General features: G+C 68.9%; 23 protein-coding genes. 11 read left to right on the plus strand and 12 right to left on the minus strand.

Features of this window, described 5'->3' with window-relative positions:
* Window positions 1–315: 315 nt before the first annotated feature.
* Both ETD86_RS27940 and ETD86_RS27945 read right to left on the minus strand, forming a co-directional pair.
* Window positions 316–996, minus strand: a complete 681-nt coding sequence (locus ETD86_RS27940) for a DUF998 domain-containing protein (protein ID WP_138669141.1) — start codon at window positions 994–996, stop codon at window positions 316–318.
* An 86-nt stretch (window positions 997–1,082) separates the two neighbouring features.
* The gene (locus ETD86_RS27945) at window positions 1,083–1,433 is read right to left on the minus strand and encodes a hypothetical protein (RefSeq protein ID WP_425465665.1); all 351 of its coding nucleotides are present in this window, start codon (window positions 1,431–1,433) and stop codon (window positions 1,083–1,085) included.
* Between the two features lie 145 nt (window positions 1,434–1,578).
* On the opposite strand from ETD86_RS27945, the gene ETD86_RS27950 reads away from it, so the two are divergent.
* Window positions 1,579–2,772, plus strand: a complete 1,194-nt coding sequence (locus ETD86_RS27950; protein ID WP_246148298.1) for an RNA-guided endonuclease InsQ/TnpB family protein — start codon at window positions 1,579–1,581, stop codon at window positions 2,770–2,772.
* Between the two features lie 47 nt (window positions 2,773–2,819).
* Here the strand turns inward: ETD86_RS27950 and ETD86_RS27955 are convergent, their stop codons facing one another.
* Together ETD86_RS27955 and bla are read right to left on the minus strand one after the other, a co-directional pair.
* Window positions 2,820–3,359 (minus strand): hypothetical protein, encoded by a 540-nt coding sequence (locus ETD86_RS27955; RefSeq protein WP_246148300.1) that lies wholly within the window; start codon window positions 3,357–3,359, stop codon window positions 2,820–2,822.
* A 15-nt stretch (window positions 3,360–3,374) separates the two neighbouring features.
* Entirely contained in the window at window positions 3,375–4,316 is a 942-nt protein-coding gene (gene bla / locus ETD86_RS27960) for a class A beta-lactamase (protein ID WP_138669143.1), read from the minus strand.
* A 171-nt stretch (window positions 4,317–4,487) separates the two neighbouring features.
* Between bla and ETD86_RS27965 the strand changes: the two genes are divergently transcribed.
* The 5 genes from ETD86_RS27965 (at window position 4,488) to ETD86_RS27985 (ending at window position 6,507) form a co-directional block, all read left to right on the plus strand.
* Window positions 4,488–4,877 carry a hypothetical protein gene (locus ETD86_RS27965; protein WP_246148303.1) on the plus strand — a complete coding sequence of 130 codons (390 nt, stop codon included), beginning with the start codon at window positions 4,488–4,490 and terminating at the stop codon, window positions 4,875–4,877.
* A 46-nt stretch (window positions 4,878–4,923) separates the two neighbouring features.
* On the plus strand, window positions 4,924–5,250 hold the full coding sequence (locus ETD86_RS27970) for a YidH family protein (protein ID WP_138669144.1): 327 nt from the start codon (window positions 4,924–4,926) through the stop codon (window positions 5,248–5,250).
* A gap of 4 nt (window positions 5,251–5,254) precedes the next feature.
* Window positions 5,255–5,596, plus strand: a complete 342-nt coding sequence (locus tag ETD86_RS27975; RefSeq protein ID WP_138669145.1) for a DUF202 domain-containing protein — start codon at window positions 5,255–5,257, stop codon at window positions 5,594–5,596.
* 49 nt (window positions 5,597–5,645) lie between these two features.
* Entirely contained in the window at window positions 5,646–5,957 is a 312-nt protein-coding gene (locus tag ETD86_RS27980; RefSeq protein WP_138669146.1) for a hypothetical protein, read from the plus strand.
* 205 nt (window positions 5,958–6,162) lie between these two features.
* Window positions 6,163–6,507 (plus strand): hypothetical protein, encoded by a 345-nt coding sequence (locus tag ETD86_RS27985; RefSeq protein WP_138669147.1) that lies wholly within the window; start codon window positions 6,163–6,165, stop codon window positions 6,505–6,507.
* Here the strand turns inward: ETD86_RS27985 and ETD86_RS27990 are convergent.
* Window positions 6,504–8,375 (minus strand): ABC transporter ATP-binding protein, encoded by a 1,872-nt coding sequence (locus ETD86_RS27990; RefSeq protein WP_138669148.1) that lies wholly within the window; start codon window positions 8,373–8,375, stop codon window positions 6,504–6,506. The genes ETD86_RS27985 and ETD86_RS27990 overlap by 4 nt on opposite strands.
* Window positions 8,372–10,156: an ABC transporter ATP-binding protein gene (locus tag ETD86_RS27995; RefSeq protein ID WP_246148304.1), complete on the minus strand. Its 1,785-nt coding sequence runs from the start codon at window positions 10,154–10,156 to the stop codon at window positions 8,372–8,374. Before ETD86_RS27995 ends, ETD86_RS27990 begins: the two co-directional genes overlap by 4 nt.
* Window positions 10,157–10,319: 163 nt before the next feature.
* Here ETD86_RS27995 and ETD86_RS28000 point away from each other — a divergent pair, with 163 nt between their 5' ends.
* A complete protein-coding gene (locus ETD86_RS28000; protein ID WP_138669170.1) occupies window positions 10,320–10,781 on the plus strand; it encodes a nucleoside deaminase in 462 nt (153 codons plus the stop codon).
* On the opposite strand, the gene ETD86_RS28005 is transcribed toward ETD86_RS28000, so the two are convergent.
* Both ETD86_RS28005 and ETD86_RS28010 read right to left on the minus strand, forming a co-directional pair.
* A complete protein-coding gene (locus ETD86_RS28005) occupies window positions 10,766–13,774 on the minus strand; it encodes an NACHT domain-containing protein (protein WP_138669149.1) in 3,009 nt (1,002 codons plus the stop codon). The two genes, ETD86_RS28000 and ETD86_RS28005, sit on opposite strands and share 16 nt — an antisense overlap.
* 42 nt (window positions 13,775–13,816) lie before the next feature.
* Window positions 13,817–14,932, minus strand: a complete 1,116-nt coding sequence (locus ETD86_RS28010) for a ferritin-like domain-containing protein (RefSeq protein ID WP_138669150.1) — start codon at window positions 14,930–14,932, stop codon at window positions 13,817–13,819.
* A gap of 84 nt (window positions 14,933–15,016) precedes the next feature.
* Between ETD86_RS28010 and ETD86_RS28015 the strand changes: the two genes are divergently transcribed.
* Window positions 15,017–15,655: a TetR/AcrR family transcriptional regulator gene (locus tag ETD86_RS28015; protein WP_138669151.1), complete on the plus strand. Its 639-nt coding sequence runs from the start codon at window positions 15,017–15,019 to the stop codon at window positions 15,653–15,655.
* A 3-nt stretch (window positions 15,656–15,658) separates the two neighbouring features.
* Here ETD86_RS28015 and ETD86_RS28020 read toward each other — a convergent pair whose 3' ends face one another.
* Both ETD86_RS28020 and ETD86_RS28025 read right to left on the minus strand, forming a co-directional pair.
* Window positions 15,659–16,117, minus strand: coding sequence for an aggregation-promoting factor C-terminal-like domain-containing protein (locus tag ETD86_RS28020; protein WP_138669152.1), 459 nt, complete (start codon window positions 16,115–16,117; stop codon window positions 15,659–15,661).
* Between the two features lie 334 nt (window positions 16,118–16,451).
* The gene (locus ETD86_RS28025; RefSeq protein ID WP_342779312.1) at window positions 16,452–16,856 is read right to left on the minus strand and encodes an aggregation-promoting factor C-terminal-like domain-containing protein; all 405 of its coding nucleotides are present in this window, start codon (window positions 16,854–16,856) and stop codon (window positions 16,452–16,454) included.
* Between the two features lie 188 nt (window positions 16,857–17,044).
* Between ETD86_RS28025 and ETD86_RS28030 the strand changes: the two genes are divergently transcribed.
* The gene (locus tag ETD86_RS28030; RefSeq protein WP_138669153.1) at window positions 17,045–17,530 is read left to right on the plus strand and encodes a glutathione peroxidase; all 486 of its coding nucleotides are present in this window, start codon (window positions 17,045–17,047) and stop codon (window positions 17,528–17,530) included.
* Window positions 17,531–17,760: 230 nt separating this feature from the next.
* Window positions 17,761–18,894, plus strand: a complete 1,134-nt coding sequence (locus ETD86_RS28035; protein ID WP_138669154.1) for a 2,5-dihydroxypyridine 5,6-dioxygenase NicX family protein — start codon at window positions 17,761–17,763, stop codon at window positions 18,892–18,894.
* 82 nt (window positions 18,895–18,976) lie between these two features.
* On the opposite strand, the gene ETD86_RS28040 is transcribed toward ETD86_RS28035, so the two are convergent.
* Window positions 18,977–20,038 (minus strand): LacI family DNA-binding transcriptional regulator, encoded by a 1,062-nt coding sequence (locus tag ETD86_RS28040; RefSeq protein WP_138669155.1) that lies wholly within the window; start codon window positions 20,036–20,038, stop codon window positions 18,977–18,979.
* A 179-nt stretch (window positions 20,039–20,217) separates the two neighbouring features.
* Between ETD86_RS28040 and ETD86_RS28045 the strand changes: the two genes are divergently transcribed.
* Window positions 20,218–21,429, plus strand: a complete 1,212-nt coding sequence (locus ETD86_RS28045; protein ID WP_138669156.1) for an ABC transporter ATP-binding protein — start codon at window positions 20,218–20,220, stop codon at window positions 21,427–21,429.
* Between the two features lie 119 nt (window positions 21,430–21,548).
* Here the strand turns inward: ETD86_RS28045 and ETD86_RS28050 are convergent, their stop codons facing one another.
* Window positions 21,549–22,298, minus strand: coding sequence for an SDR family NAD(P)-dependent oxidoreductase (locus tag ETD86_RS28050; protein ID WP_138669157.1), 750 nt, complete (start codon window positions 22,296–22,298; stop codon window positions 21,549–21,551).
* Between the last annotated feature and the right edge of the window lie 9 nt (window positions 22,299–22,307).

The following is a 22,307-nucleotide window of genomic DNA, read 5'->3' on the forward strand; positions in this document are numbered from 1 at the left end:
GCCTGACCAGGGACCTCACCCGAGAGGAAGGGGTCTGGGCGACGAGGTGACGGCCTTCAGCGGGCCTGTGGACAACCGCACAGACCCGCACAACCGGCAGGACCCCGCCGCGAGCATGGACTCCGACGCTCCTGCATAGCGCCATCCAACGAGCTCCCCCGAAAATCCTCAGCTGGGATGACCTGCTTTACACCAGCGTCCTAGACCCGTGCCCGGGGTCCGGGGCCTACCGCAAGGTCGTCCGCAGCGGGCGCTGCGGACGATCGGGGCTCCGGGCAGCGCCTCCCTTCGGCCCTCCGCCGGGCACCCACCCGATCAACGAGTGGGCCGGTGGGGGAGCCCGCCCCGAGCGGTCATGGTTTCCTGGCGTAGCCGCATGGCCAGGAGTGCGGCCCACCCCCAGCCCACCAAGGCCAGGAGGCGAAGCAGGAGGCTCAGGGGTTGTGAGTTCTCACCGCGCTCCGACAGCACGCCGGACAGCACATAGATCGCCGGCAGCGCCACCCCGATGACCGCGCAGAAAGCCGCCCATCGCGGCTCGCCCAGCGTGGCGAACCGCCGGGCGAACACGAAGCAGGCCGCGATCAGCGAGGCCAACACCACGAAGAAGCCGACGCCGTGCAACATGTGGCTCAGGCCGGCGTCCGTGGGCACGCCGGTCGGCGCCCCCTGCGGATAGCCCCACCCAGGGGAGGTGCGGAAGAGCCCCACGACGACCAGACCGGTTCCGAAAGCGCCGATCAGCAGTGGTCCCCACGCCCTGCCGCGGCCGTGCCGGAGCACGCGCCGCATTCCCACAGCGGACACCACGTACAGCGCTCCGGTGACCACGAAGTTGGCGACCTGGATCCATCCCAGGTCGCCCAGGCTCAGCAGGCTGAGCGGCTGCCGCCGGGGGTCGAAGCCGGGACGCGTGTAGTCCTGGATCAGGACCAGGACGATGAACAGTGGGCCGGCGACAGCGCCGCACGCCAGTAAGGCCCTGGTCAGTCGCATCCTCTACCTCCTTAGCAACGCTAAGGTCATGCTGCATTAGCGATGCTAAGGCTGTCAATCCATACGTTCCTCCCGACCCGCCACCCCTACTGACGGCAGAAGCGATCGCAGCCGTCGAAGCGTGCCGCGTCGACGGGCGGGAACGACGACGGCGGCACGTCCTTCAGCGCGGCCGCCATGGTGTCCCGCCAGATCGGGCCGGGCAGGCTCGCCCCGGCCACCGACCCGTAGTACCGGCCGCCGATCGTCACGCCGACCAGCTTGTGCTGCTGGGAGCCCCGCGGATCCCCGATGCTCACCGCACCTGCCAGGTCCGGGGTGAAACCGGCGAACCAGGCGGTCGCGTAGTCGTCCGTGGTGCCGGTCTTGCCGGCCGCGTCGCGCCCGATGCCGCCGACGGCCCGCATCGTGCCCTTGGTGAACACCCCGGACAGCACGTCGGCCGTGGCGTCCGCGATGGCCGGGGTCCAGGACCGCCTTCTTCAGCTGGCGGGGAATCCGCGCTCCTCCCTCCGGATATTGTCGGTGCCCCTCGATAGTGTGGTGGTCTCATTACCTTCGTGAGAAATCTGGGAGGTGGGTGTGCGCAGGTCGTACCGGTTTCTGCTGCGCCCCACCAGCAAGCAGGCCGCCGCGCTGGCCGCGTGCTTGGAGAGTCACCGGCAGCTTTACAACGCGGCGCTGGAGCACCGGCGCACCGCCTACGCCAAGGCCGGTGTCACCATCCGCTATGGCGACCAGTCGGGCGAGTTGAAGCACATCCGCGCCGGCGACCCCGACGGGCAGGGCCGGTGGTCGTTCTCCTCCCAGCAGGCCACCCTGCGCCGTCTGGACAAGGCGTTCGGCGCGTTCTTCCGGCGTGTCAAGAAGGGCGAGAAGCCCGGCTATCCCAGGTTCAAGGGGCGGGGCTGGTTCGACACCGTGGAGTGGCCGAAGGACGGTGACGGCTGCCGGTGGGACTCCCAGGCCCACCCAACCGCCACCTATGTGCGATTGCAGGGCGTCGGCCACGTCCGTGTGCATCAGCACCGCCCGGTCAAGGGCACGGTGAAGACGATCAGTGTGAAGCGGGAGGCCTCCCGCTGGTTGCTGCTGCTGTCGTGTGACCACGTGCCCGCCCAGCCGCTGCCCGCCACAGGGGCCGCGGCCGGGATCGACATGGGCGTGACCTCGCTCGTGACGACCAGCGACGGCGAACACCTCGCCAACCCGCGCCACCTGGCCACCTCCGCCGGGAGACTCGCCGCCGCCCAGCGGGACCTCGCAGGCAAGAAACGCGGGAGCAAACGGCGACGTAAGGCCGTGGCTCGCCTCGCCGCCCTGCATGCGAAGGTACGCCGCCAACGCCTCGACGGAGCGCACAAGGCCGCCCTGGCGCTGGTCCGCGCCTACGACTTGATCGCGCACGAAGACCTGCACATAGCGAACATGACCAAACGGGCCGCTCCAAGGCCGGACAGCGCAGGCGGACACCTGCCCAACGGCGCGTCCGCAAAGTCCGGGCTGGGCAGATCGATTCTGGACGCGGGTTGGGGGGTGTTCCTGACGATCCTCGCGCACAAGGCTGAAAGTGCCGGTCGAGAGCTGATCGCAGTCGAGCCCCGCAACACCTCCCGCACCTGCTCGCGTTGCGGGCACTGTACGAAGGAGAACCGCCTCACTCAAGCCGAGTTCGCGTGTGCGGCGTGTGGGCACACCGCGCACGCTGATGTGAACGCGGCGATCAACATCTTGAGGGCAGGGCTTGCCCTTCGCGACGCTGCGGAAGCGGCTTAGCGAGAAGCCGCTCCCCTTAGGGAGCGGAGGAGTCACGAAGAACGTGTTCACCGAGCCAGCCAGCCGAGCCCTACGTGCCGGTCCGCAACATGTTCCACCCCGGTGAGCCCTCGTCGTTGGTGACCGTGTGGGTGGCATCGCCGACGTTCTCGCCCCAGCAGTTCGTGAAGGTCGCGTAGCCGGGCGCGCGGTAACCCCGCGCCCGCGGTGAGCTCGTCGTCCACGTTCATCCCCTGCTTCAGCGCGCTGATCAGGGTGAACGATTTGAACGTGGCCCCGGCTGGAACCCGGTCCGCCGCCGTGCGCGGCGTCCGCCACGACGTCGTACGAGATCTCGTTCTTGGCCGTGCGCCGCCCGTACGGCTTGCTGGCGGCCATGGCCCTGATCGCGCCGTCCCCGGCTGGACCAGTGCCTGGGCGGCGACCGGGGTGTCGGAGGCGTGGACGTACTGCCGGATCGTCCGGTCCGTGGCCGCCTGCATGACCGAGTCCATCGTGGTGGTGATCGCACCCCATGGCCGGGACCGCGATCCCGGCCATGAGTACGCCCGCCGCCACGCCGCGGCGGCCAGGCATACGATCTTCATCCTCCCGGCCGGACATCAGACCTTGCCGAGCCCGCGGGCCAGGATCGTGGCGGTCTTCGCGATCGTCTTGTCGTCGGTGGCGAGGCCGGGGGTGCGGTTGGTGTAGATCGCCATGATGATGGGAGCGGCACCCTTCTCGGGCCAGATGACGGCGATGTCGTTCCCGCCGCCGAATCCCGTGGAGTTGGTGCCGGTCTTGTCGCCGATCGTCCAGGTCTTGGGCAGGCCGGCGCGGATACGCGCGTCGCCGGTCCTGGTCGCGATCAGCCAGGTGTTGATCTGCTCCCGATCCTTGGCGTGGAGTGCGTTGCCGCTCGTCAACGCACGCAGGTCACGGGCGATGGCCGCGGGGGTGGTGGTGTCGCGCTTGTCCTTCGGTGTCCAGTCGTTCAGCCCGGGCTCGTAGCGGTCCAGGCGGGAGATCGGGTCCTTGAGCGAACGGAAGTATTCGGTCAGGCCGGCGGGACCGCCGATCTGCTTCAGGATCAGGTTGCCCGCGGTGTTGTCGCTCAGCGTTATGGTCGCCTCGCACAGCTGGGCCACGGTCAGCCCGTCCTTGACGTGCTTCTCGGTGACCGGGGAGTAGTCCAGCACCTCGTCGGCCGTCCAGTGGAGCACCTTGTTCATCAGCCCGGGGTCCGAGGTGCGGGCCTTGTGCAGCACGGCCGCGCACGCCATGGCCTTGAACGTGGACAACAGCGGGAAGCGTTCACCCGCCCGGTACGTCACGGTCTTGCCCGTGGCGGTGTCCACGGCGTACGCGCCGATGCGGCCCTTGAAGGCCTTCTCCAGTGCGCGCAGCTCCTTCCTGACGTTGACCTTGGCCTGGCTCGAGACCGCCGGCGCGGCCGCCACGCTCGTGGCCGACGCCGTGCCCGTGCCGATGGTGCCGCCCGCCACGAGGGAGATCGCCAGGGCGGTGGCCGCCGCCAGCCGGTGGGCGCGGAGGTTTCGCATGTCATGTGTCCTTGCTGTCGCCTGTCAGAGGCAGGAGCAAAGCAGATGAGTTCTCCGTATGTCTAATAGCGATATCGGAAACCGACTGATATCGCCTTCGATATCAGTGCTGGTCGAAACCGTTTGGGCGTGGTCAGCCGCTGATCGGGAACGCTTGGGTAGGGTCGAGGTATGCGACTCCACAAGAGCCGGTTCATGCCCCTCGCCGCCTTCGCGCTCTGCATCGCCGCAGCCGGTTGCGGCGAGGTCAACCAGACCATCGACAAGGCCCAGGCATGCCTGGAGGCACCGAAGATCGTCAGCGAGCTCGGCACGCAGATCGCCCAGCTCACCAACGACCCCCAGGCCATGGACAAGGCCCTGGACGACGCCGCGACCAAGCTCAACGACGTGGCCGACAAGGCCTCCAACACCACGATCAAGGAAGCCTCCGACGATCTCGCCAAGACCCTGAGCGGCATCACGGTCAACGACGTCAACGACGCCGTCGACGCGACGCAGAAGGTCGCCACCGAGGGCGCCGCGTACGTGGAGAAGGTGGCCAAGGCCTGCACCGGGTGAATCCCGGCTTCTCTAGGGGAAATGGGGACGAAATATCGTTTTCCCCATGGAGCCCGACCCGCGTTTCACCTTGGCCAATGAACGCACCTTCCTCACCTGGCTGAGCACGGCGCTGGCGCTCAGCGCGGGCGGGGTCGCCATCGCGGCGGTGCCGCCCGACGTGTTCGTGCCGTGGATCCGCACCACCCTGGCCGTTGTGCTCGTCACGCTCTCCGCGCTGGCCGCGGGCATGGCCTACCCGCGCTGGCGCAACATCCAGCGGGCGCTGCGCGATCAGGCGCCACTGCCGCCGCCCGCGCTCGCCGCCGTCTTCGGGTACGGCGTGGCCGCGGTCGCCGTGATCGCCCTCGTTCTCATCATCCTCTCAGCATGAGGCGATGAGGATGGCTCCCGAAGAGGAGGTCTGGGACCGTGGGCTGCAGAGCGAGCGCACCAGACTCGCGTGGGTGCGGACGGCCGTGGCTCTGGCCACCGGCGGGCTCGGCGCGGCCGGGCTGTCGGCCAGGGAAAGCCTGCCTGCCCTCGCGGTGGCCGCGTTCGCGCTGGCCGCGCTGTGCGGCGGCGTGCTGCTCATCAGGACCAGAGCCCGGTTCCGGCGGGTGCAGGCGGCATTGCACGGCGGCAGGCCGCTGGACCCCGGGCTCGACGTGGTATTCGCCTGGCTGGGTGTGCTCGGCGTGGTCGCAGGTGCCCTGACCTTTGCCTTCACCGTTCGGTGAGTCCGCTTGCGAGATTCCGACAAGCAGGCGGAAACTCGGAAGCAAGGGGGTGACCTCGTTGGAGGAAGAACGCAGGATCGTGCCGTTCGAGTGCCGCGGTTGCTGGCACGTCTGGGAAGAGGAATACCTGGTCAGGCACGTAGACGACCACCATGGCAACGCAGGAGAGGTCTGGCTGCGCAACGGGCTGCCCGTGCCGCCGCCGTCGCCGGGTGCCATCTGCCCGCGCTGTGGTTGCCAGTCCGCCACCACGTTCCCTGAGGGCTACTTGGCGCGCCATCCGGAGCTGATCCCACCGGAGCAGCCGGCGGCGCCCGACGCGACCCCGCTGCTCAGCCCGGTGCCGCGCCCGCTCTACTGACAACTAACCTGACACATGGTAAGGATTCCGTAACGGTAAGTGTCGCAAGTCCGGTCTTGCGAGGAAATGCCCGGCCGGGCGGACACTCGGGTCGAACCGTGATCCGCAGCCGGGAGGGGTGGTCCTCGTGCCCGATGGGTTCGAGACCCGTGTGTCATGGCCTTTCGAATGCCTGCGTTGCCTGCACGTGTGGGAGGAGGACTTCGTGGTCCGCACTCTCGCCGACACTCACGGCAACGAGACGCAGGTCTGGCTCAGTTCGGGAGTGTGGGTGCAGCCGCCCTGGTCGGGGACCTGCTGCCCCGGCTGTGGCGCTTGCCACGTGACCTCGTTCCCGTCGGGGTACCTGGCTCGCCACCGCGAGCTCATGCCCGTGCCCGAACCGGAGCCGGAGCCGTACCTGCCGCCGGCGGCCGAGCCGGACAGCGTGTCTGTTGAGCGGACGCGGCTGCCCGGCCGGCTTCTGGTCGCCATCGGGGTGCCGGTGGCGTTATTCGTCGGGTACGAGCTGTACGCGAACGTCGTGGCCGCGGCCAACCCGCACCACTAGCTGCTGAGGCTGTCCAGCCAGGCCTGGTGCAGGCCGGCGAAGCGGCCGGAGGCGGCGATGAGCCGGGCCGGCGGCCCGTCCTCGACGATCTCGCCCCGGTCCATGACCAGCACCCGGTCGGCGATCTCCACGGTGGACAGCCGGTGCGCGATGATCAGCGCTGTACGGTCGGCCAGGATCGTCCGCAGCGCGCGCTGCACCAGGCGCTCGCTCGGCACATCCAGGCTGGAGGTCGCCTCGTCCAGGATCAGCACGGCCGGATCGGCCAGGAACGCCCGGGCGAACGCCACCAGCTGGCGCTGGCCGGCGGACATGCGGCCGCCGCGCTTGCCGACCTCGGTGTCGTACCCGTCGGGCAGGCCCGAGATGAACTCGTGCGCGCCGATCGCCTTGGCCGCCTCACGCACCTGCCGGTCGGTCGCGTCCGGCCGGCCGAACCTGATGTTGTCCGCGACCGTGCCGCTGAACAGGAAGTTCTCCTGCGTCACCATGACCACGGCCTGGCGCAGCGTCGGCTCGTCCAGCGTCCGCAGGTCCACACCGTCCAGCAGCACCCGGCCCTCGGTCGGGTCGTAGAAGCGGGAGATCAGCTTGGCCAGCGTCGTCTTGCCCGCGCCCGTCGCCCCGACCAGCGCCACGCTCTGGCCGGCCGGGATCTTCAGGTCGAGCCTCGGCAGGATCGGCATCTCCTCGACGTAGGCGAACCTGACGCCCTCGAAGCACACCTTGCCGCGTGCCCTGCCCTGGGGCAGCGGCTGCGGCTTGCGCGGCTCGGGCACCGACGGCTCCTCCTCCAGCACGCCCGACAACTTCTCCAGCGCCGCTCCCGCCGACTGCAGCGTGTTGTAGAACTGGCTGACCTCCTGCATCGGCTCGTAGAACTGGCGCAGGTAGAGCAGGAACGCGGCCAGGACGCCCGGAGTGACCTCACCCTGGAGCACCAGCGAGCCGCCGTAGAACAGCACTCCGCCGATCGTCAGGTTGCCGATCAGCTTGATGCCGGTCATGAACGTCGCGCCGAGCCGCATGCCGCTGGCGTTCGCGCCCCGGTAGTCGTCGTTCAGCTGCCGGAAGATCTCCTGGTTGCGCGACTCCCTGCGGAAGGCCTGCACCGCGCGGATGCCGGTCATCGACTCCACGAAGTGCACGATCACCAGCGCCACCGTCTCCCGCGTACGCCGGTAGACGAGCACCGACTGCCGCCGGAACCAGCGCGTGAACAACACCAGCAGCGGCAGCGGGATCAACGCGACCAGGCCCAGGTGCACGTCCAGGATCAGCAGCAGCACGGCCGTGCCCACCATGGTCAGCACGGCCTTGACCAGCGCGTCGAACCCGGACTGCAGCAGCTCGGCGATGGCCTCGATGTCCGAGGTCAGGCGCGAGATGACGCGCCCCGAGGTGTACTTCTCGTGGAAGCTCAGTGACAGGCGCTGGAAGTGGTCGAACACCCTCCGGCGCAGCTCCAGCAGGATGCTCTGGCCGATCTTGCCCGACAGCCGCAGGAACGCCTGCCGGGTCAGCGCCTGCGTCACGGCCGCGGCCAGGATCACCCCCACCACGGTCAGCAGGGTCGACGGGCCGGACCCGCGGGCGATCGGCGGGATGCCCTGGTCGATGCCCACCGAGACCAGGAAGGGGATGGCGAGCCCGGCCGCGTTCGACACCACGATGATCGCCACGAGCAGTGCGATCTGCTTCCGGTACGGCCTGAGCAGGTCGCCGAGCAGCCGGCGGGAACGCTCCCGCAGCAGGATGGAGACCTTCTCCGGCAGCTCGTCCTGGTCCTCGGAGGCGACGCCGCGCCAGGACGTCGTGCCCGGCGATTTGCCCGGTGACGTGCCCGGTGACGTGGACGTCGTGGTCATCGCAGCGCTCCTTCCGACGCGTCGTCCAGGTCGGCGTCCTGGGCCAGCAGCTCCCGGTATTCGGGCACCTGGGCCAGCAGCTCGTGGTGCTGCCCGACGTGCGTGATCGTGCCGTCGCGCAGCAGCGCCACCTTGTCGGCGAGCAGCACCGTGGAGGCGCGGTGGGCGACCACGATGCCGGTGGCGTCGCGCAGCACGTGCCGCAGCGCCTCCTCCACCAGCGCCTCGGTCTCCACGTCGAGCGCGGACAGCGTGTCGTCGAGCACGAGGATCCGCGGCTCGCTGAGGACGGCCCTGGCCAGGGCGAGGCGCTGGCGCTGGCCGCCGGACAGGGACAGGCCCTGCTCGCCGATGCGGGTGTCGAGGCCCCACGGCAGGTCGTACACGAACATGGCCTGCGCCGTCTGAATGGCGTCGGCCAGCTCCTCCTCGGTGGCGTCGAGCCGGCCGAGTGTGAGGTTCTCGCGCACGCTCATCGAGAACAGCGTCGGCTCCTCGAACGCGGTGGCCACCACGGAGCGCAACGTGGTGAGCTCCAGGTCGCGCACGTCGTGCCCGTCGATCGTGACGCGGCCGTCGGTGGGGTCGATCAGCCGGGGCACCAGCGCGGTCAGCGTGGTCTTGCCGGCGCCGGTCGCGCCCACGATCGCCACCGTCTCGCCGGGGCTTACGTCCAGCCAGACGTCGTGCAGCACCGGCCGGTCGGCGCCGGGGAAGCGGAACCCGACGCCCTCGAAGCGCAGGTGGCCGCGGGGCTTGTCGATCGTGCCGGTCCCGCCCTCGATGGCCGGGACCGTGTCCATGACCTCCATGAGACGGTCGGCCGAGGTCATGGCCTCCTGGCCCATGGCCAGGATGTAGCCCAGGCTCGCGATCGGCCACACCAGCTGCAACATCAGCGTGGTGAACGCGACCAGCGCGCCCAGCGTCAGCGCGCCGGACCCGACGGCCAGCGCCCCGAGCAGCAACACCAGGGCGAGCGTGATGTTGGGGATCACCTCGAGGAAGGCGAAGAACTTCGCCGACAGGCGAGCCTTGTCCATCGACGTGCCGTACACCTTGAGCGCGGCGTCGTCGTAGCGGTCGTACACGTAGTGGCGGCGGCCGAACGCCTTGATCGTGCGGATGCCGAGCGCGGACTCCTCGACGAGCGTGGCCAGGTCGCCCTGCTCGTCCTGCACCTGGCGGGAGATCCTGATGTAGCGCTTCTCGAACCGCAGCGACGTCCAGATGATCGGCACGGACGAGGCCAGCACCAGCAGCCCGAGCGGCCAGTACTTGTTGAGCAGCAGCACGGTCACCGTGGCCAGCTGCAGGATGTTCATGACCAGGAACAACATCCCGAAGCCGAGGAAACGGCGGATCGTGGACAGGTCGGTCGTGGCCCGAGATAACAGCTGACCGGACTGCCACTCTCCGTGGAAGCCCATGGGCAGGCGCTGCAGGTGCTTGTAGAGGTCGTCGCGGATGGCGGTCTCCAGACCGAGCACCGGTTTGACCTGGGCCCACCGCCGCAGCAAGATCAGCAGGGCCTCGACGACGCCGACACCGATGGCGAGCAACCCGAGCGGGAGCAGCCCGCCGGAGTCGCGGTGGGCGATGGGACCGTCGATGACCCTCTCGATGATGAGGGGCAGGGCGATGCCGGCTCCGATGCCGACGATCGCGGCCAACCAGATGAAGACCAGTCTGGTGACGTACGGGCGGAGGTAGGACTTCATCCGCCACAGGGAGTTGGAGGACAGCAGGGGACGGCGAGGTATGTGCGTATCGGGAGGCATCCCTTCTAGGTTAGTACGTTAGATCAACCCATTTTTGGTGGCCCCCTGGTGCGGTTTCCGTGGCTGACGTGGGAAAACGCGAGGAATCATGCGCTTTCGGGCCGACCGTTACGCTCGTCGTGATGATGCATAGGATGGGGGACTCGTGATCAACGAATCCGACATGCCGCACCTGCGGCGCTGCGTCGAGCTGGCCACGCGGGCGCTGGAGGTGGGCGACGAACCGTTCGGATCCGTGCTCGTCTCCGGCGACGGCGCCGTCCTGGCCGAGGACCACAACCGCGTGGCGTCCGGGGATCGTACGCAGCATCCGGAGTTCGCGCTGGCCCGGTGGTCGGCTGGGCACCTGACGCCGGAGGAGCGGGCCGCGGCGACGGTTTATACGTCCGGCGAGCACTGCCCGATGTGCGCGGCCGCTCATGCTTGGGTCGGGTTGGGGCGGATCGTGTACGTGGCGTCGTCGGAGCAGCTCGCTTCGTGGTTGTCCGAGCTCGGCGTGCCTCCGCCGCCGGTCCGCACGCTGCCGATCAACGAGGTCGCGCCCGGCGTGCAGGTGGAGGGGCCGGTGCCCGGCCTGGCCGACGAGGTACGCAGGTTGCACCGCCGCTTCTACGAGGGCGGCTGAGCCCGCATGGACGCGACGCGCGCCAATGTCTCCGTGAGGACGACGGGATCGACATCAGGGCGGCCGTCCAGGCTGCGGAGTATGCGCTCGAGGTCGTCGGGCCGGTGCTTGGCGGCTATGTCGAGAATCTCGAGGAGATCGTCGCTGTGCATCGTGTGGCTGTCGGACTCGAGCCGCCTCAATACGCGTGCTGTGTAATGCCAGTTTGTCCACGTGTGCAAGGCGTTTCGGTAGGCGATCATGTGCGGCTCGCCGCTCAGCATGATCGTCAATAGGTCGGCGACAGGCGCGTCTGGATGGGCCTCGATCCTGTCGTCGACCTCCAGCAAATAGGGAAGCAAATTCACGAAGAGGTGCGCGAGCATGGTGTCGTCGCGAAAGGCGATTTCACGCATCCATTTCGCCACGTTCCCGTCGCTGACCGTCAGCCCATAGGGATATTCCGTCATGCGCGGTTCTGGCCAGCTGAAGAAGGCCAGATCCTTCAGATCGAAGGGCTCCTCGCCGTCGAGCCACACCTCCATCCTCCGGCTGTCGTCACGGACGAAATGGCGGACCCGGACCGTGTTGGTGAGCCCGCTCCATTCCGCTCTGGTGAGCTGCGAATACCAGAGCCGGGCGATCCTGCGCCACGACTCGTTCGCGTTCTCCGGTAGTTCGGTGACGAACAGGTCGGTGCCGGGGACGGGCTCGTCCGCGGAGAGCACCGTCAGGAGCAGCACGTTGGCGCTGTAGGCGGCGCACCGGGCAGGCACTTCCGCCGCCACCGGTTGATAACCGTCATACTTCGACCCCGGCCTGGGCATCAGCGCCCCGGCGAACAACTCGCACAGATGGCGCCGGAGCAGCAGACGCCGGTCCGGCGACATACGATGCCGGATCCCGCGTTCGAGGAACGTCACGACGGAGCCGCGCACGGCGAGCGTCTCGAAAGACAGACACGCGTGGAGAAACGCATCGTCCGGTTTCGCGGGACGATGGCGGGAGGCGGCAAGGGCCAGATCCTCCGCCATGTCCTCAAGCTCGCGAACCACCAGCCTGGTCACCAGATACTCGCCGAACGTGGCGTGCAGGAACTCATACGTCTTGAGGCGCTCCTCGTCCCGCAGCGCCTGGGTCGCGTGCACGAAGTAAAAGCGCCCGATCACGTCCTCCGCGTGGGTGAGCGCACGGCGGAATCCATGCGCCTGCCTGTCCGCCTGCGGGACAAGCGCGCGCAGGTCGGATTCCAGGTCGTCCTCCCCGACCCATTGAAGGCCACGGTTGAACATGGCGAACGCCGTGACCGACAACCGCCGCAACTCGTGCTCCACCGCTCGCGCCAGGCCCGCGTCGTCGAGCCCGCCGTCGCCCTTGCGCACCTCCCGGGTGGTGAAGCCGTGCAGCAGCCGCTCATACAGGTCAACCTCGTCGATCTCCCCCCGCACGCGGCGCATGGCGTTGCCGTCCGCATCGTGCAGGGCCAGCATGAGCAGGAGCAGAGGTTGTTCGACCAGGTTGGGCACGGCTGCCAGGAGGTACGTCACGGACAGCGGCTCGAGACCGCGCTCCTGGAAATAGCGGTGGTTCGCGTGGTTCCAGATGGCGACCCACTGCCGCACCCGCTCCTCGTCGAACGGCTCCAGCCGGAGCACGATCGACACGTCGGGGAGGCGCGCCCGATCCGCCACCGCCGTCCGCGAGGTGACGATGACCGCCAGCGCCCGGCCGCGCTCGGTCTGGCGGCGCTGGAACTCGGTGACCTTCTCCAGGTAGTCGGTCTGGTTGACCCCGGTCGCCTGGAGCAGCTCGTCGAAGCCGTCGAGCATGACGACGGGAAGCGCCCCCGCCGCCGCGTGAACGAGGTCGGGCCACGACATCGCCTCGTCCAGCGCGCTCTTGATGCCGTGCTCGATCTGCTCCAGCACGTCGGCGTCCGCCCGCACGCCGCGCAGCTCCACCCTGATGGGCAGGAACCCGGCAGCGGGCAGCCGGGCGGCCAGCACCCGTGTCAGCACGGATTTTCCCGCGCCCGGCTGGCCGAGCACCAGCAGCGGCGCCTCGGTGGCCTGCGGCAACGTGAGGTGGCCTGACAGGAACGCGGCCAGGTCGTCGCGGCGGGGGAGCGCCTCCCATGACTCCTCCGAGGTCACCTGGTGGCCGCGCTCGGCAGGCAGCACGCGGAAGGCCGGGTCGACGTAGCCCTGCCCCAGCGTGGGAAGCGTCATCCCGCGTGGCAGGTCGGCCGAGGCGACGATCGGGCCGTCGAGGCCGGCCCGGTTCGCCTGGATCAGCGCGTTGAGCCGGTCGGACCGTCCACGAGCGGAGACGATCACGGACAGCTGTTCCTGGAGCCGGGCCAGACCCTTCCTGACCTCCGCCCGGGTGGCCTGGTGTCCGACGAGATCGGACCAGCACGCCACCTCGGGGAAGTCGGCGACGAGCCGGCGGAACAACTCCTCGTAGCGGCGCACGGCCCGCGCGGGCACATCGCGCGTCAGGCGGGCCCGTTCGGTCTCGTCCCAGTCGTCCCAGCACGCCAGCCCGGCGAGGACATCGACGAGAGCCTTGGTGATCGCCGAATAGTGCCGGGCCAGGGCTTCGATCACGGCTTCGTGCGGCTGCTGCGGCGCGGGCATGGGCAGGCGCACGCCGATCAGCGTCCCCGTGAGGTGATCGTGGCGCAGCCCGGTCAACCTCTGCTGGTCCTCGCGGGTCAGCTCGCGCAGCACGCCCACCTCACCCAGCACCTCGAGGTACGCACTGATCACGATGACCGCATGCGCCGCCGCCAGCCGCTGCGTCGTGTCGTACCGGCTCAGGCCCTTGACCTGGTCGCGCAGCCGGCGGATCAGCCCGTCACCCAGCCGCACCGCCTCGGCGCGCGCGTCGAACAGATCGATGCCGCCCAGCCCGAACAGCGCCAAGGACGACGCTTTGTCCAGCACCTCGGCGAGCGCGCTACCGCCGCCGAGCAGGACCACGGCATCGCGATAGCTGAGTAATGGCCGCACACGACGTAGTCTGCCGAAATCGGGGCGCGGACGACGGGGTGATCAGGATTCCCGGCCGAGGGAGATCGTCTCGGCGACCTCGGCGTGCCGCTCGGACTCCTCCTGCGCGAAGCGCTCCGCGTCGAGCTTGTCGGCGATCTCCTCGTCCTGGTTCATCAGCGCCTCGAGCGACTGGCCGGCCATCTCCAGCACGCCCATCTCCGCGTACGCCTGCTGCAGCCGCGGGCTCCACAGCCCGATGTCCTTGACGCACGGCACGATCCTGCTGAACAGCAGCGACCGGAACAACCTCAGGTACTCCGAGTGGTCGGTGGCCTCCATGGCCTCGTCGACCTCGGCCTTCGACAGGCCCAGATTCTCCCAGGTCTCCTTGCCGCGCAGCCGGTCGCGCATCAGGTAGCAGCCCTCGATGACGAAGTCCTCGCGCTCGCGCAGCTCGGTCTCCGACAGGTCCCGGTAGTAGTCGCGCAGCGCCATCCGGCCGAACGCGACGTGCCTGGCCTCGTCCTGCATCACGTACGCGAGGATCTGCTTGGGCAGCGGTTTGGTCGTGATGTCGCGCATCACCCCGAACGCCGCCAGCGCCAGCCCCTCGATGAGGACCTGCATGCCGAGGTAGGGCATGTCCCAGCGCGAGTCGGTCAGCGTGCTGTCCAGCAGCGACTTGAGATGCTCGTTGATCGGGTACGCCAGCCCCACCTTCTCCTGCAGGAACCGGGCGTACGTCTCGGCGTGGCGGGCCTCGTCCATGGTCTGCGTGGCCGCGTAGAACTTGGAGTCCAGGTCGGGGACCGACTCCACGATCTTGGCTGAACAGATCATCGCGCCCTGCTCGCCGTGCAGGAACTGGGAGAACTGCCAGGCCGCGCCGTGCCGGCGCACCTCCTGGCGGGTCCGCTCGTCCATCCGCTCCCAGAGCGGGGTGCCGTAGATCGCGATCGTCTGGTCGGGGATCCCGAGCACGTTGTACGGGTCGACCTCCAGGGTCCAGTCGATGCGCTTGGCCGAGTCCCACTGCTTGTCCTTGCCCTTCTGGTACAGGGCCAGCATGCGATCTCGGCCGTCGTCGTACTCCCAGGTGAACCGGCTGTTGCCGGACATCTGAACGTCCCAGGTGGAGAGCTCGGCGGGGATGGTGTAGAGATCGTGCGTCGACATCGGACCTCCGCAGGGGCTTACGTACACTGTACGTCCGTGATTCGAGCTTGCACGTACGGCGTACGTCCGTCAATAGAATGAGCTATGCCCACGGAGCCTCTCTCGCGCCGCCGGATCGTCGCCGCGGCCATCGGCCTCATCGAGCGCGAGGGCGCCGACGCGATCTCCATGCGGCGCATCGCGGCCGACCTAGGTGTCGGCGTGATGTCCCTCTACAACCACGTGCCCAGCAAGGACGTTCTGCTCGACGGCGTGGCAGAGGCGGTGCTGAGCAAGATCGAGTTCACCGACGATCCTGACGCGCACTGGACCGACCGGGTGCGCTTGCAGGCGCGGGCGTTCCGGCAGATCGCCCATCATTACCCGCGTTCGCTCATGGTCGTGGTCAGCCGCCAGCTTCACTCCGCGGCCGGCCTGCTGCCCGTCGAGCGGGCGCTGGCCACGCTGCGCAGCGCTGGGTTCGGAGGGGCGGACGCGGTCAGGATCTTGCGGATGTTCATCGCGTACATCGTGGGCTCGCTGCTCCGCGAGGTCGGGGTGACGCCGACGTTCGCGCCTGTTCACACCAGGATGATCAAGGCCGACAGTGTCGATGCCGCTCTGTTCCCCGAGGTCAGCTCGCTGGCGCCGCTGCTGGACGAGTGCGACCACGAGGCCGAGTTCGAGTTCGGGCTCGAACTGCTGATCCAGGCCATCGTGGCGCACTCGGCACGCAGCAGGTGACGGTCAGTACCAGTTGCGTGACTGAAAATGGCCCCAGGCGCCGCACGGCCTGCCGTACCTCCCCTTGATGTAAGCGAGGCCCCACCGGATCTGCGTCTCCGGGTTGGACTTCCAGTCGCGGCCCGCGCTGCTCATCTTGCCCGCGGGTAGCGCCTGCGGGATGCCGTAGGCGCCCGACGAGCTGTTCTGCGCACGGTGGTTCCAGCCGCTCTCCCTGGTCCACAGGTTGTCCAGGCAGCGGAATTCTCGCAGGTTCCAGGATCGCTGGACGACGTGGTCCAGAGCGATCTTCTTGTTCTTGTTGGCCGGCCGGATGGCCGGGATGTCGGGCTGCGCTGACGTCGTCCAGGTCCGGATCCGGACCGGTGGCACCGACTCCGCCCAGGCGGTCGCGGCGGTGCCGAACGCGGTGAACGCGGTGATGGAAATGAGTGTGCCGCTGAGTGCACGTTTGCTGTCCACGACGATCCTTGCTCTCGGGTCGCGTGCGGATCGGGCGCACGAACTCTCCGCGCCCTGCTCGTCCGCGTCCGTGGCTCGGACGTGGAGCTCCGCCCGGCCCTCCGGGATCTGTTCCGCCCGATCGTGCTGGGCGGCCCGGAGGGCACCGCGACGTGTCCTTTAGCACGATTCCTATTACGCGCCGTCGCCGCGGGTCCTCTCTCTCGACACGCGAAGGACAGGTGTTTGTGGGATCGTTGCGGATAATCGGTCGGCTCGCTGGGGCGGGATTGCCCGGCCCGCCGCGCGCATGGTGTGCCCTTGCCGCAAGAATCGCGTAACGCGGAGGTTTGGCTCAGTACCAACGGTGGGATTGGAAGTGCGCCCACGCGCGACACGGCGTGCTGTACCGCTGCTTGATGTAGGAAAGGCCCCACTTGATCTGGGTGCGAGGGTTGGTGCGCCAGTCGCGGCCCGATGAGGCCATCTTGTGGCCGGGGAGAGCCTGCGGGATGCCGTAGGCGCCCGAGGAGCGGTTGCCCGCGCGGTGGTTCCAGCCGCTCTCTCTGGCCCAGAGCTTCTCCAAGCACCTGAACTGGGCCTTGTTCCAGCCGCGCGCCGCCACCAAGGGCTTGGCGATCGACTTGTTCCTGCTGCTGGCGCTCGTCTGGGAGCTCTGCGCCTGTGCGGCCGAGGCGCCGCCTGCCGCCACGAGGGTGGCGGTCAGGACCAGGACGCCGGTACGGCGGAGCATGGGCATGCGGGGTTCCCTTTCGAAGGGGGACATGGACCGCGCCACCGTGCCCGATAGGATCGCTTTACAGGGAATTGACCATGTAAACGAAGATCGTCAGTAAAGATCCCGATATATGCCTGCTTCAGGGGTTTTGTCGGATAAATGTGGTCTGCGTCTCATTTTCGAGGTGACTCGTTCTGTAAGGTCTCCTCATGACGCTCAACGAGATCCCGCTCCGCACCCTCACCGACGCCCCGACCACCCTGGGCGAGCTGTCGGCCGGCAAGCCCGCCCTCATCGTCAACGTCGCCTCCCGCTGCGGTCTCACCCCGCAGTACGCCGGCCTCGTCAAGCTTCAGGAGCAGTACGGCCCGCGCGGTTTCACGGTGATCGGCGTCCCCTGCAACCAGTTCGCCGGCCAGGAGCCCGGCTCGCCGGAGGAGATCCAGGAGTTCTGCTCGGCCACGTATGGCGTGGACTTCCCGCTCCTGGAGAAGACCGACGTCAACGGCCCGGATCGGCACCCGCTCTACACCGAGCTCGCGAGCGTCCCGGACGCGGACGGCGAGGGCGGCGACATCCAGTGGAACTTCGAGAAGTTCCTGGTGGACGGAGCGGGCAACGTGGTGGCCCGCTTCCGCCCCCGCACCGTCCCGGAAGACCCCTCGGTCACCGCGGCCATCGAAAAGCTCCTTTAGTCAAAGTTGTGTGGGGGCGCACCGCACACCCGAACGGGGACCTGCCGGTCCCCGAACCCCTGGGCAGGGCGCCAGGCGTCGAGGTCCTCGCGCGGCAGGCGGCCGACGGCGGCATCGCTCATCCGCGGGGTGGCCGGGCTGACCAGCGCACACCGGTGCATGGGGCTAATAATCGATGAGTAATCGGTCAAATACGGTAAGCGATTTCCCGTCCGGGTATCAGCTGCGATGTGACGATCAATCCGTACGCAGGATCGCCCTTCAGCTACGTCGCCGAGCCGCCCGCGGCGCCGTACTCGATCGTTGAGCTGATGCCCGGGGTCCGCAACCTGCTCGAGTATGTCCGGCTGGAGGCCGGCGAGCGGGTGCTGCTGCTCATGGAGCACGCCGTCGACCCGGTCGTCGTCCAGGCGATCGGCGCGGCGGCCGCGTACCGGGACGCCGACGTGCGGATCCTGTCGGTGGCGCCGTTCAGCCCGGGAGGGTGGGACAGGGAGGCGCCGCTGGACATCGAGACAGCCGCGTTCCGTGAGGCGGATGTCGTGATCAGCGGCACCTGGTGGGGTGAGGTGCACACCGCGCCGCTGTTCTTCGATCAGATCAAGTCGCGCTCCTCCCGCTTCCTGTCCCTGCATATGACGGCCACGGCGGGTGCGCTCCTCACCGGCGGCCGGCTGCCCGCCGAGGTCTTCTACGCGCTGCTGCGGCGGGCGCTGCGCCAACTGACGGCGGCCGGGTCGATTCGGGTGACGTCCGAGAGGGGGACCGACGTGACGTTCTCGGGGCTGACCTTCGACCCGGATCCCGGCGCGATGCGGCCGGGGGACTGGCGGCCCTTCCCGTACGGGGGCGCAAACTTCTGGCCCACCGACACCGAGGGCGTCCTGGTCGTCGAGGACAGCACGGTCACCGGCGTGCCCGAGGAGCCGGTCCGGATCACCCTGGAGGGCAACCTCGTCCGCAAGATCGAGGGCGGGGCCGCCGCCGAGCAACTGCGCCGGTACGCGCCCGGCGGCTACTACATGCGGCACGGCCTGTTCGGCCTGAATCCGAAGGTGCGGGTGTCCGGTGGGACGCAGTTCGAGCGGGAGAAGCACGCGGGGGCCTTCTATTGCGGTCTCGACGGCCTGACTGGTGGCGTCCCGGTCAAGACGGGGCCCGGCTTCGCGCACTGCGACTGCCAGATCGACCGGCCGACCGTGCTGGTGGACGGCGAGGTCTTCGTCGAGCGCGGCCGGCTGCTCATGCTCGACGAACCGGAGATCCGGGAGGTCGCCGCCCAGTTCGGCCCGCCCGAGGTGATCCTCGACGACAACCCGGTCATGATCCTGCCCCGCCGCTACACCGGCGCGCCCACGCGCTGAGACACGGTGTCGCCCGATCGGGTTCCTTCGACGGACGTGTGGCGGCTCCCGGCGGAACGCGCCACCGTGCCCCGCTGACTTGTCAGCGGCGGGGACCGCAGCTGCCGCGGATGATGAGCTCGGTGGGCAGGACCACGCTGCGGGGTTTCCGGGTCCCGGCGCGCAGCACCAGCTCCGCCGCGCGATAGCCCATGTCGCGCCCCGGCTGGGCGATCACCGTCAGCGGCGGGGAGCACAGCTCGGCCCAGGGCACGTCGTCGTACATCACCAGTGACACGTCCCGCGGCACCCGCAGGTCCAGCTCTCTGGCCGCCAGCACGGCCGCCTCCCCGAGCACGTTCCCCCCGGTCACCACCGCTGACAGGTCGGGGCGGCTCTGGAACAGGCCGGAGGCGGCGGCGTAGGCGGAGTCGCGGCTGCCGGTGCCGAACACCACCAGCTCCTCGTCCACCGGCGCCCCCACCGCCTCTCTGAAGGCCGCGACCCGCCGATCGTGGCCGGGTCCGCCCAGGAAGGCGATGCGCTTGTGACCCAGGCCTCGTAGGTAGCGGACGGCGGTGCGGATGCCGGCCCGGTCGTCGGCCACCACGGCGGGCACGTCCAGCGGGCGGGTCTGCGGGGTGGCGGGAAGGCCGTCCAGGGCCAGGAGGTCCGTCAGGGCCGCCGCCCTGACATCCTCCTCAGCGGCGGCGGGGGCGGGCAGGCGGTCGGCGAAGACCACGGTCATGCCCGCGCGGATCGCCGGGGCCCAGGTCTCGGCGTCGCCCGACGGCACGGCGATCAGGCGGTCCACGCTCTGCTCCAGCAGCATGCCGATCAGCTCGGACTCCTGCTCGGGGTCGCCGCCGGTGGAGCCGAGCACGACCGGCTCGCCGGCCGAGCGGGCGCAGGCGAGCACGCCCTCCGCCAGCTGGCCGTAGAAGGTGTCGGTCAGGTCGGGAACGAGCAGGCCCATGCCGCCGGTACGCCGCTGGCGCAGGTTGCGGCCCAGCGCGCTGGGGCGGTAGTCGAGCTGCGCGGCGACGGCCAGGACACGTTCCCTGGTCCGCGGGCTGGCCGAGCCGCCCGACAGCACCCTGGACACGGTCGCGACGCCCACGCCGGCCGCCTCGGCCACGTCCTTGATCGTCGCACGCCTCTCCATGGAAACGATTCCATCATGCTTTCCATCGAAGGGGAAGGTATGCACAGTGACAAAGGCTGGTCACGCGCTAACCCTTGACACCGATGTCCGTTTCGGGTGAGATGCTTGAAAACGTATCCACGTGAGTGGGTGCACGGTAACAACATCCGGGCTACCGCCCTGGAGCGCGAAGGAATGTCATGGCATCCATCGTTCTGACGAACGTCGACAAGGTCTACGCCGGTGGCGTAAAGGCCGTGAACGGGCTCAACCTTGAAATCAAGGACGGCGAGTTCATGGTGCTGGTCGGCCCCTCCGGTTGCGGTAAGTCGACCGCGCTCCGGATGATTGCCGGCTTGGAGGACATCAGCGGCGGAGAGATCTCCATCGGCGAGAAGGTCGTCAACCACCTTCCGCCCAAGGACCGCGACATCGCGATGGTCTTCCAGAACTACGCGCTCTACCCGCACATGACGGTCGAGGAGAACCTCGCCTTCGGCCTCAAGCTCCGCAAGATGCCGAAGGCGGAGATCCAGAAGCGGGTCAACGAGGCCGCCAAGATGCTCGGCCTCGACACCTATCTCAAGCGCAAGCCGGCCGCCCTGTCCGGTGGTCAGCGCCAGCGTGTCGCCATGGGCCGCGCCATCGTGCGTGAGCCGCAGGCCTTCCTCATGGACGAGCCGCTGTCCAACCTGGACGCCAAGCTCCGCGTCTCGATGCGCGCCTCGCTCAACACGCTGCACGAGCGCCTCGGCGTCACCACCGTGTACGTCACCCACGACCAGGTCGAGGCCATGACCCTCGGCGACCGCGTCTGCGTGCTGCGCGACGGTCTGCTCCAGCAGGTCGACACCCCGCAGAACCTGTTCGACAAGCCGGTCAACCTGTTCGTGGCCGGCTTCATGGGCTCGCCCTCGATGAACTTCGTCACCGCCGAGCTGGTCCGCGACGGCGGCGCCGCGGTCACCTTCGCCGACATCAAGCTGCCGATCCCGGACTCGACCTTCTCCGACAAGCCGGGCCTCGACCAGTACATCGGCCAGAAGATCATCCTCGGCATCCGCCCGTCGGACTTCGAGGACGCCACCTCCGCCGGCAACCACGCCAACGGCTGGGCCACGCTGCCGGTCAAGGCGGAGGTCACCGAGGAGCTGGGCTCCGAGATCAACGTGCTGTTCCTGATCGACGCCCCGCCGGTCGAGCACAAGGACACCGTTGCCGCCGCCGACACGGGCGACGACGAGGAGGCGGCGCTGCCGCTCGTGGGCGACAAGTCCCTGTGGACCGCCCGCGTCAACGCCCGCAGCCACGTCCGCCCCGGCCAGAACATTGAGTTGGTCGTCGACACCCACAACCTGCACTTCTTCGACCCGGCGAGCGGTCTGGCGATCGGCCACGAGGCCAACCGCTGATCGGCCGCAGTTCTCGGTCGTGAGCTCAGCTCGCGACCGCTGGGCCCCCACCGCGACCCCCTCCCGCGGCGGGGGCCCGTCCTTTTCCGGACGGCCCCGGCACGCCGCTGAAAGGCCCGTCAGCGGCCGAGCCTGCCCAACACGAAGCTCTGCAGGCCGCGCGGCACGAGCTTGCCGACCGCCACGATCGCCTTGTAGCGCGGATCCGGCACCGACACCCGCTTGCCGAGCGCCAGGTCACGCAGCGCCTCCCGGACGACGTTGTCGGCCTTCAACCACAGGAAGCCGGGAATGCCGGACGTGTCCATGGAGGCGCGCTGGTGGAACTCGGTCCGCACGAAACCGGGGCACAACGCCATGATCTTAATGCGCGGGTTGCCGACCTCGGCCGCGGCCGACTCGCTGAAGTTCACCACCCACGCCTTGGACGCGCTGTAGGTGCCGCGCGTGAAGAACGCCGCCACGGACGACACGTTGATCACCGCGCCCCGATCGCGCCGCCGCATCCCGGGCAGCGCGGCCAGCGTGAGCCTGAGCACGGCCTCGCAGTGCACCTTGAGCATGCGGACCTCGTCCTCGACCGGCACGTCGGGGAAACGGCCGGGGTGGCCGAATCCGGCGTTGTTGATCAGCAGGTCCACACCGTCGCGCAGGCGGGCTTCGACCGCGGCGATCCCCTCGTCGGTCGCGAGGTCGGCGGGCAGCACCTCGACGCTCACGCCGTACCTGAGCTTGAGCTGGCCGGCGGCCTCGGCGAGCCGGCTCTCGTCCCGTGACACCAGGACGAGCGAGTACGCGTCGGCGGCCAGGCGCCGGGCGAAGGCTGCGCCGATGCCGGCGGTGGCGCCGGTGATCAATGCGGTTGGCATGCCTGAACC

The sequence above is a fragment of the Nonomuraea turkmeniaca genome, assembly GCF_005889735.1.
In the GTDB taxonomy this organism is placed as follows: Bacteria; Actinomycetota; Actinomycetes; order Streptosporangiales; family Streptosporangiaceae; genus Nonomuraea; species Nonomuraea turkmeniaca.

Coding starts and splice junctions, on each gene's coding strand:
- ETD86_RS27970 (WP_138669144.1), top strand. CDS start 4,924: ATGGAGCCCGACCCGCGTTTCACCTTGGCCAATGAACGCACCTTCCTC.
- ETD86_RS28030 (WP_138669153.1), top strand. CDS start 17,045: ATGACGCTCAACGAGATCCCGCTCCGCACCCTCACCGACGCCCCGACC.
- ETD86_RS27990 (WP_138669148.1), bottom strand. CDS start 8,375: ATGACCACGACGTCCACGTCACCGGGCACGTCACCGGGCAAATCGCCG.
- ETD86_RS27995 (WP_246148304.1), bottom strand. CDS start 10,156: ATGCCTCCCGATACGCACATACCTCGCCGTCCCCTGCTGTCCTCCAAC.
- ETD86_RS28015 (WP_138669151.1), top strand. CDS start 15,017: ATGCCCACGGAGCCTCTCTCGCGCCGCCGGATCGTCGCCGCGGCCATC.
- ETD86_RS27975 (WP_138669145.1), top strand. CDS start 5,255: ATGAGGATGGCTCCCGAAGAGGAGGTCTGGGACCGTGGGCTGCAGAGC.
- ETD86_RS28025 (WP_342779312.1), bottom strand. CDS start 16,856: ATGCCCATGCTCCGCCGTACCGGCGTCCTGGTCCTGACCGCCACCCTC.
- ETD86_RS27965 (WP_246148303.1), top strand. CDS start 4,488: ATGCGACTCCACAAGAGCCGGTTCATGCCCCTCGCCGCCTTCGCGCTC.
- ETD86_RS27955 (WP_246148300.1), bottom strand. CDS start 3,359: ATGAAGATCGTATGCCTGGCCGCCGCGGCGTGGCGGCGGGCGTACTCA.
- ETD86_RS28000 (WP_138669170.1), top strand. CDS start 10,320: ATGCCGCACCTGCGGCGCTGCGTCGAGCTGGCCACGCGGGCGCTGGAG.
- ETD86_RS27940 (WP_138669141.1), bottom strand. CDS start 996: ATGCGACTGACCAGGGCCTTACTGGCGTGCGGCGCTGTCGCCGGCCCA.
- bla (WP_138669143.1), bottom strand. CDS start 4,316: ATGCGAAACCTCCGCGCCCACCGGCTGGCGGCGGCCACCGCCCTGGCG.
- ETD86_RS28040 (WP_138669155.1), bottom strand. CDS start 20,038: ATGGAGAGGCGTGCGACGATCAAGGACGTGGCCGAGGCGGCCGGCGTG.
- ETD86_RS28050 (WP_138669157.1), bottom strand. CDS start 22,298: ATGCCAACCGCATTGATCACCGGCGCCACCGCCGGCATCGGCGCAGCC.
- ETD86_RS28010 (WP_138669150.1), bottom strand. CDS start 14,932: ATGTCGACGCACGATCTCTACACCATCCCCGCCGAGCTCTCCACCTGG.
- ETD86_RS28045 (WP_138669156.1), top strand. CDS start 20,218: ATGGCATCCATCGTTCTGACGAACGTCGACAAGGTCTACGCCGGTGGC.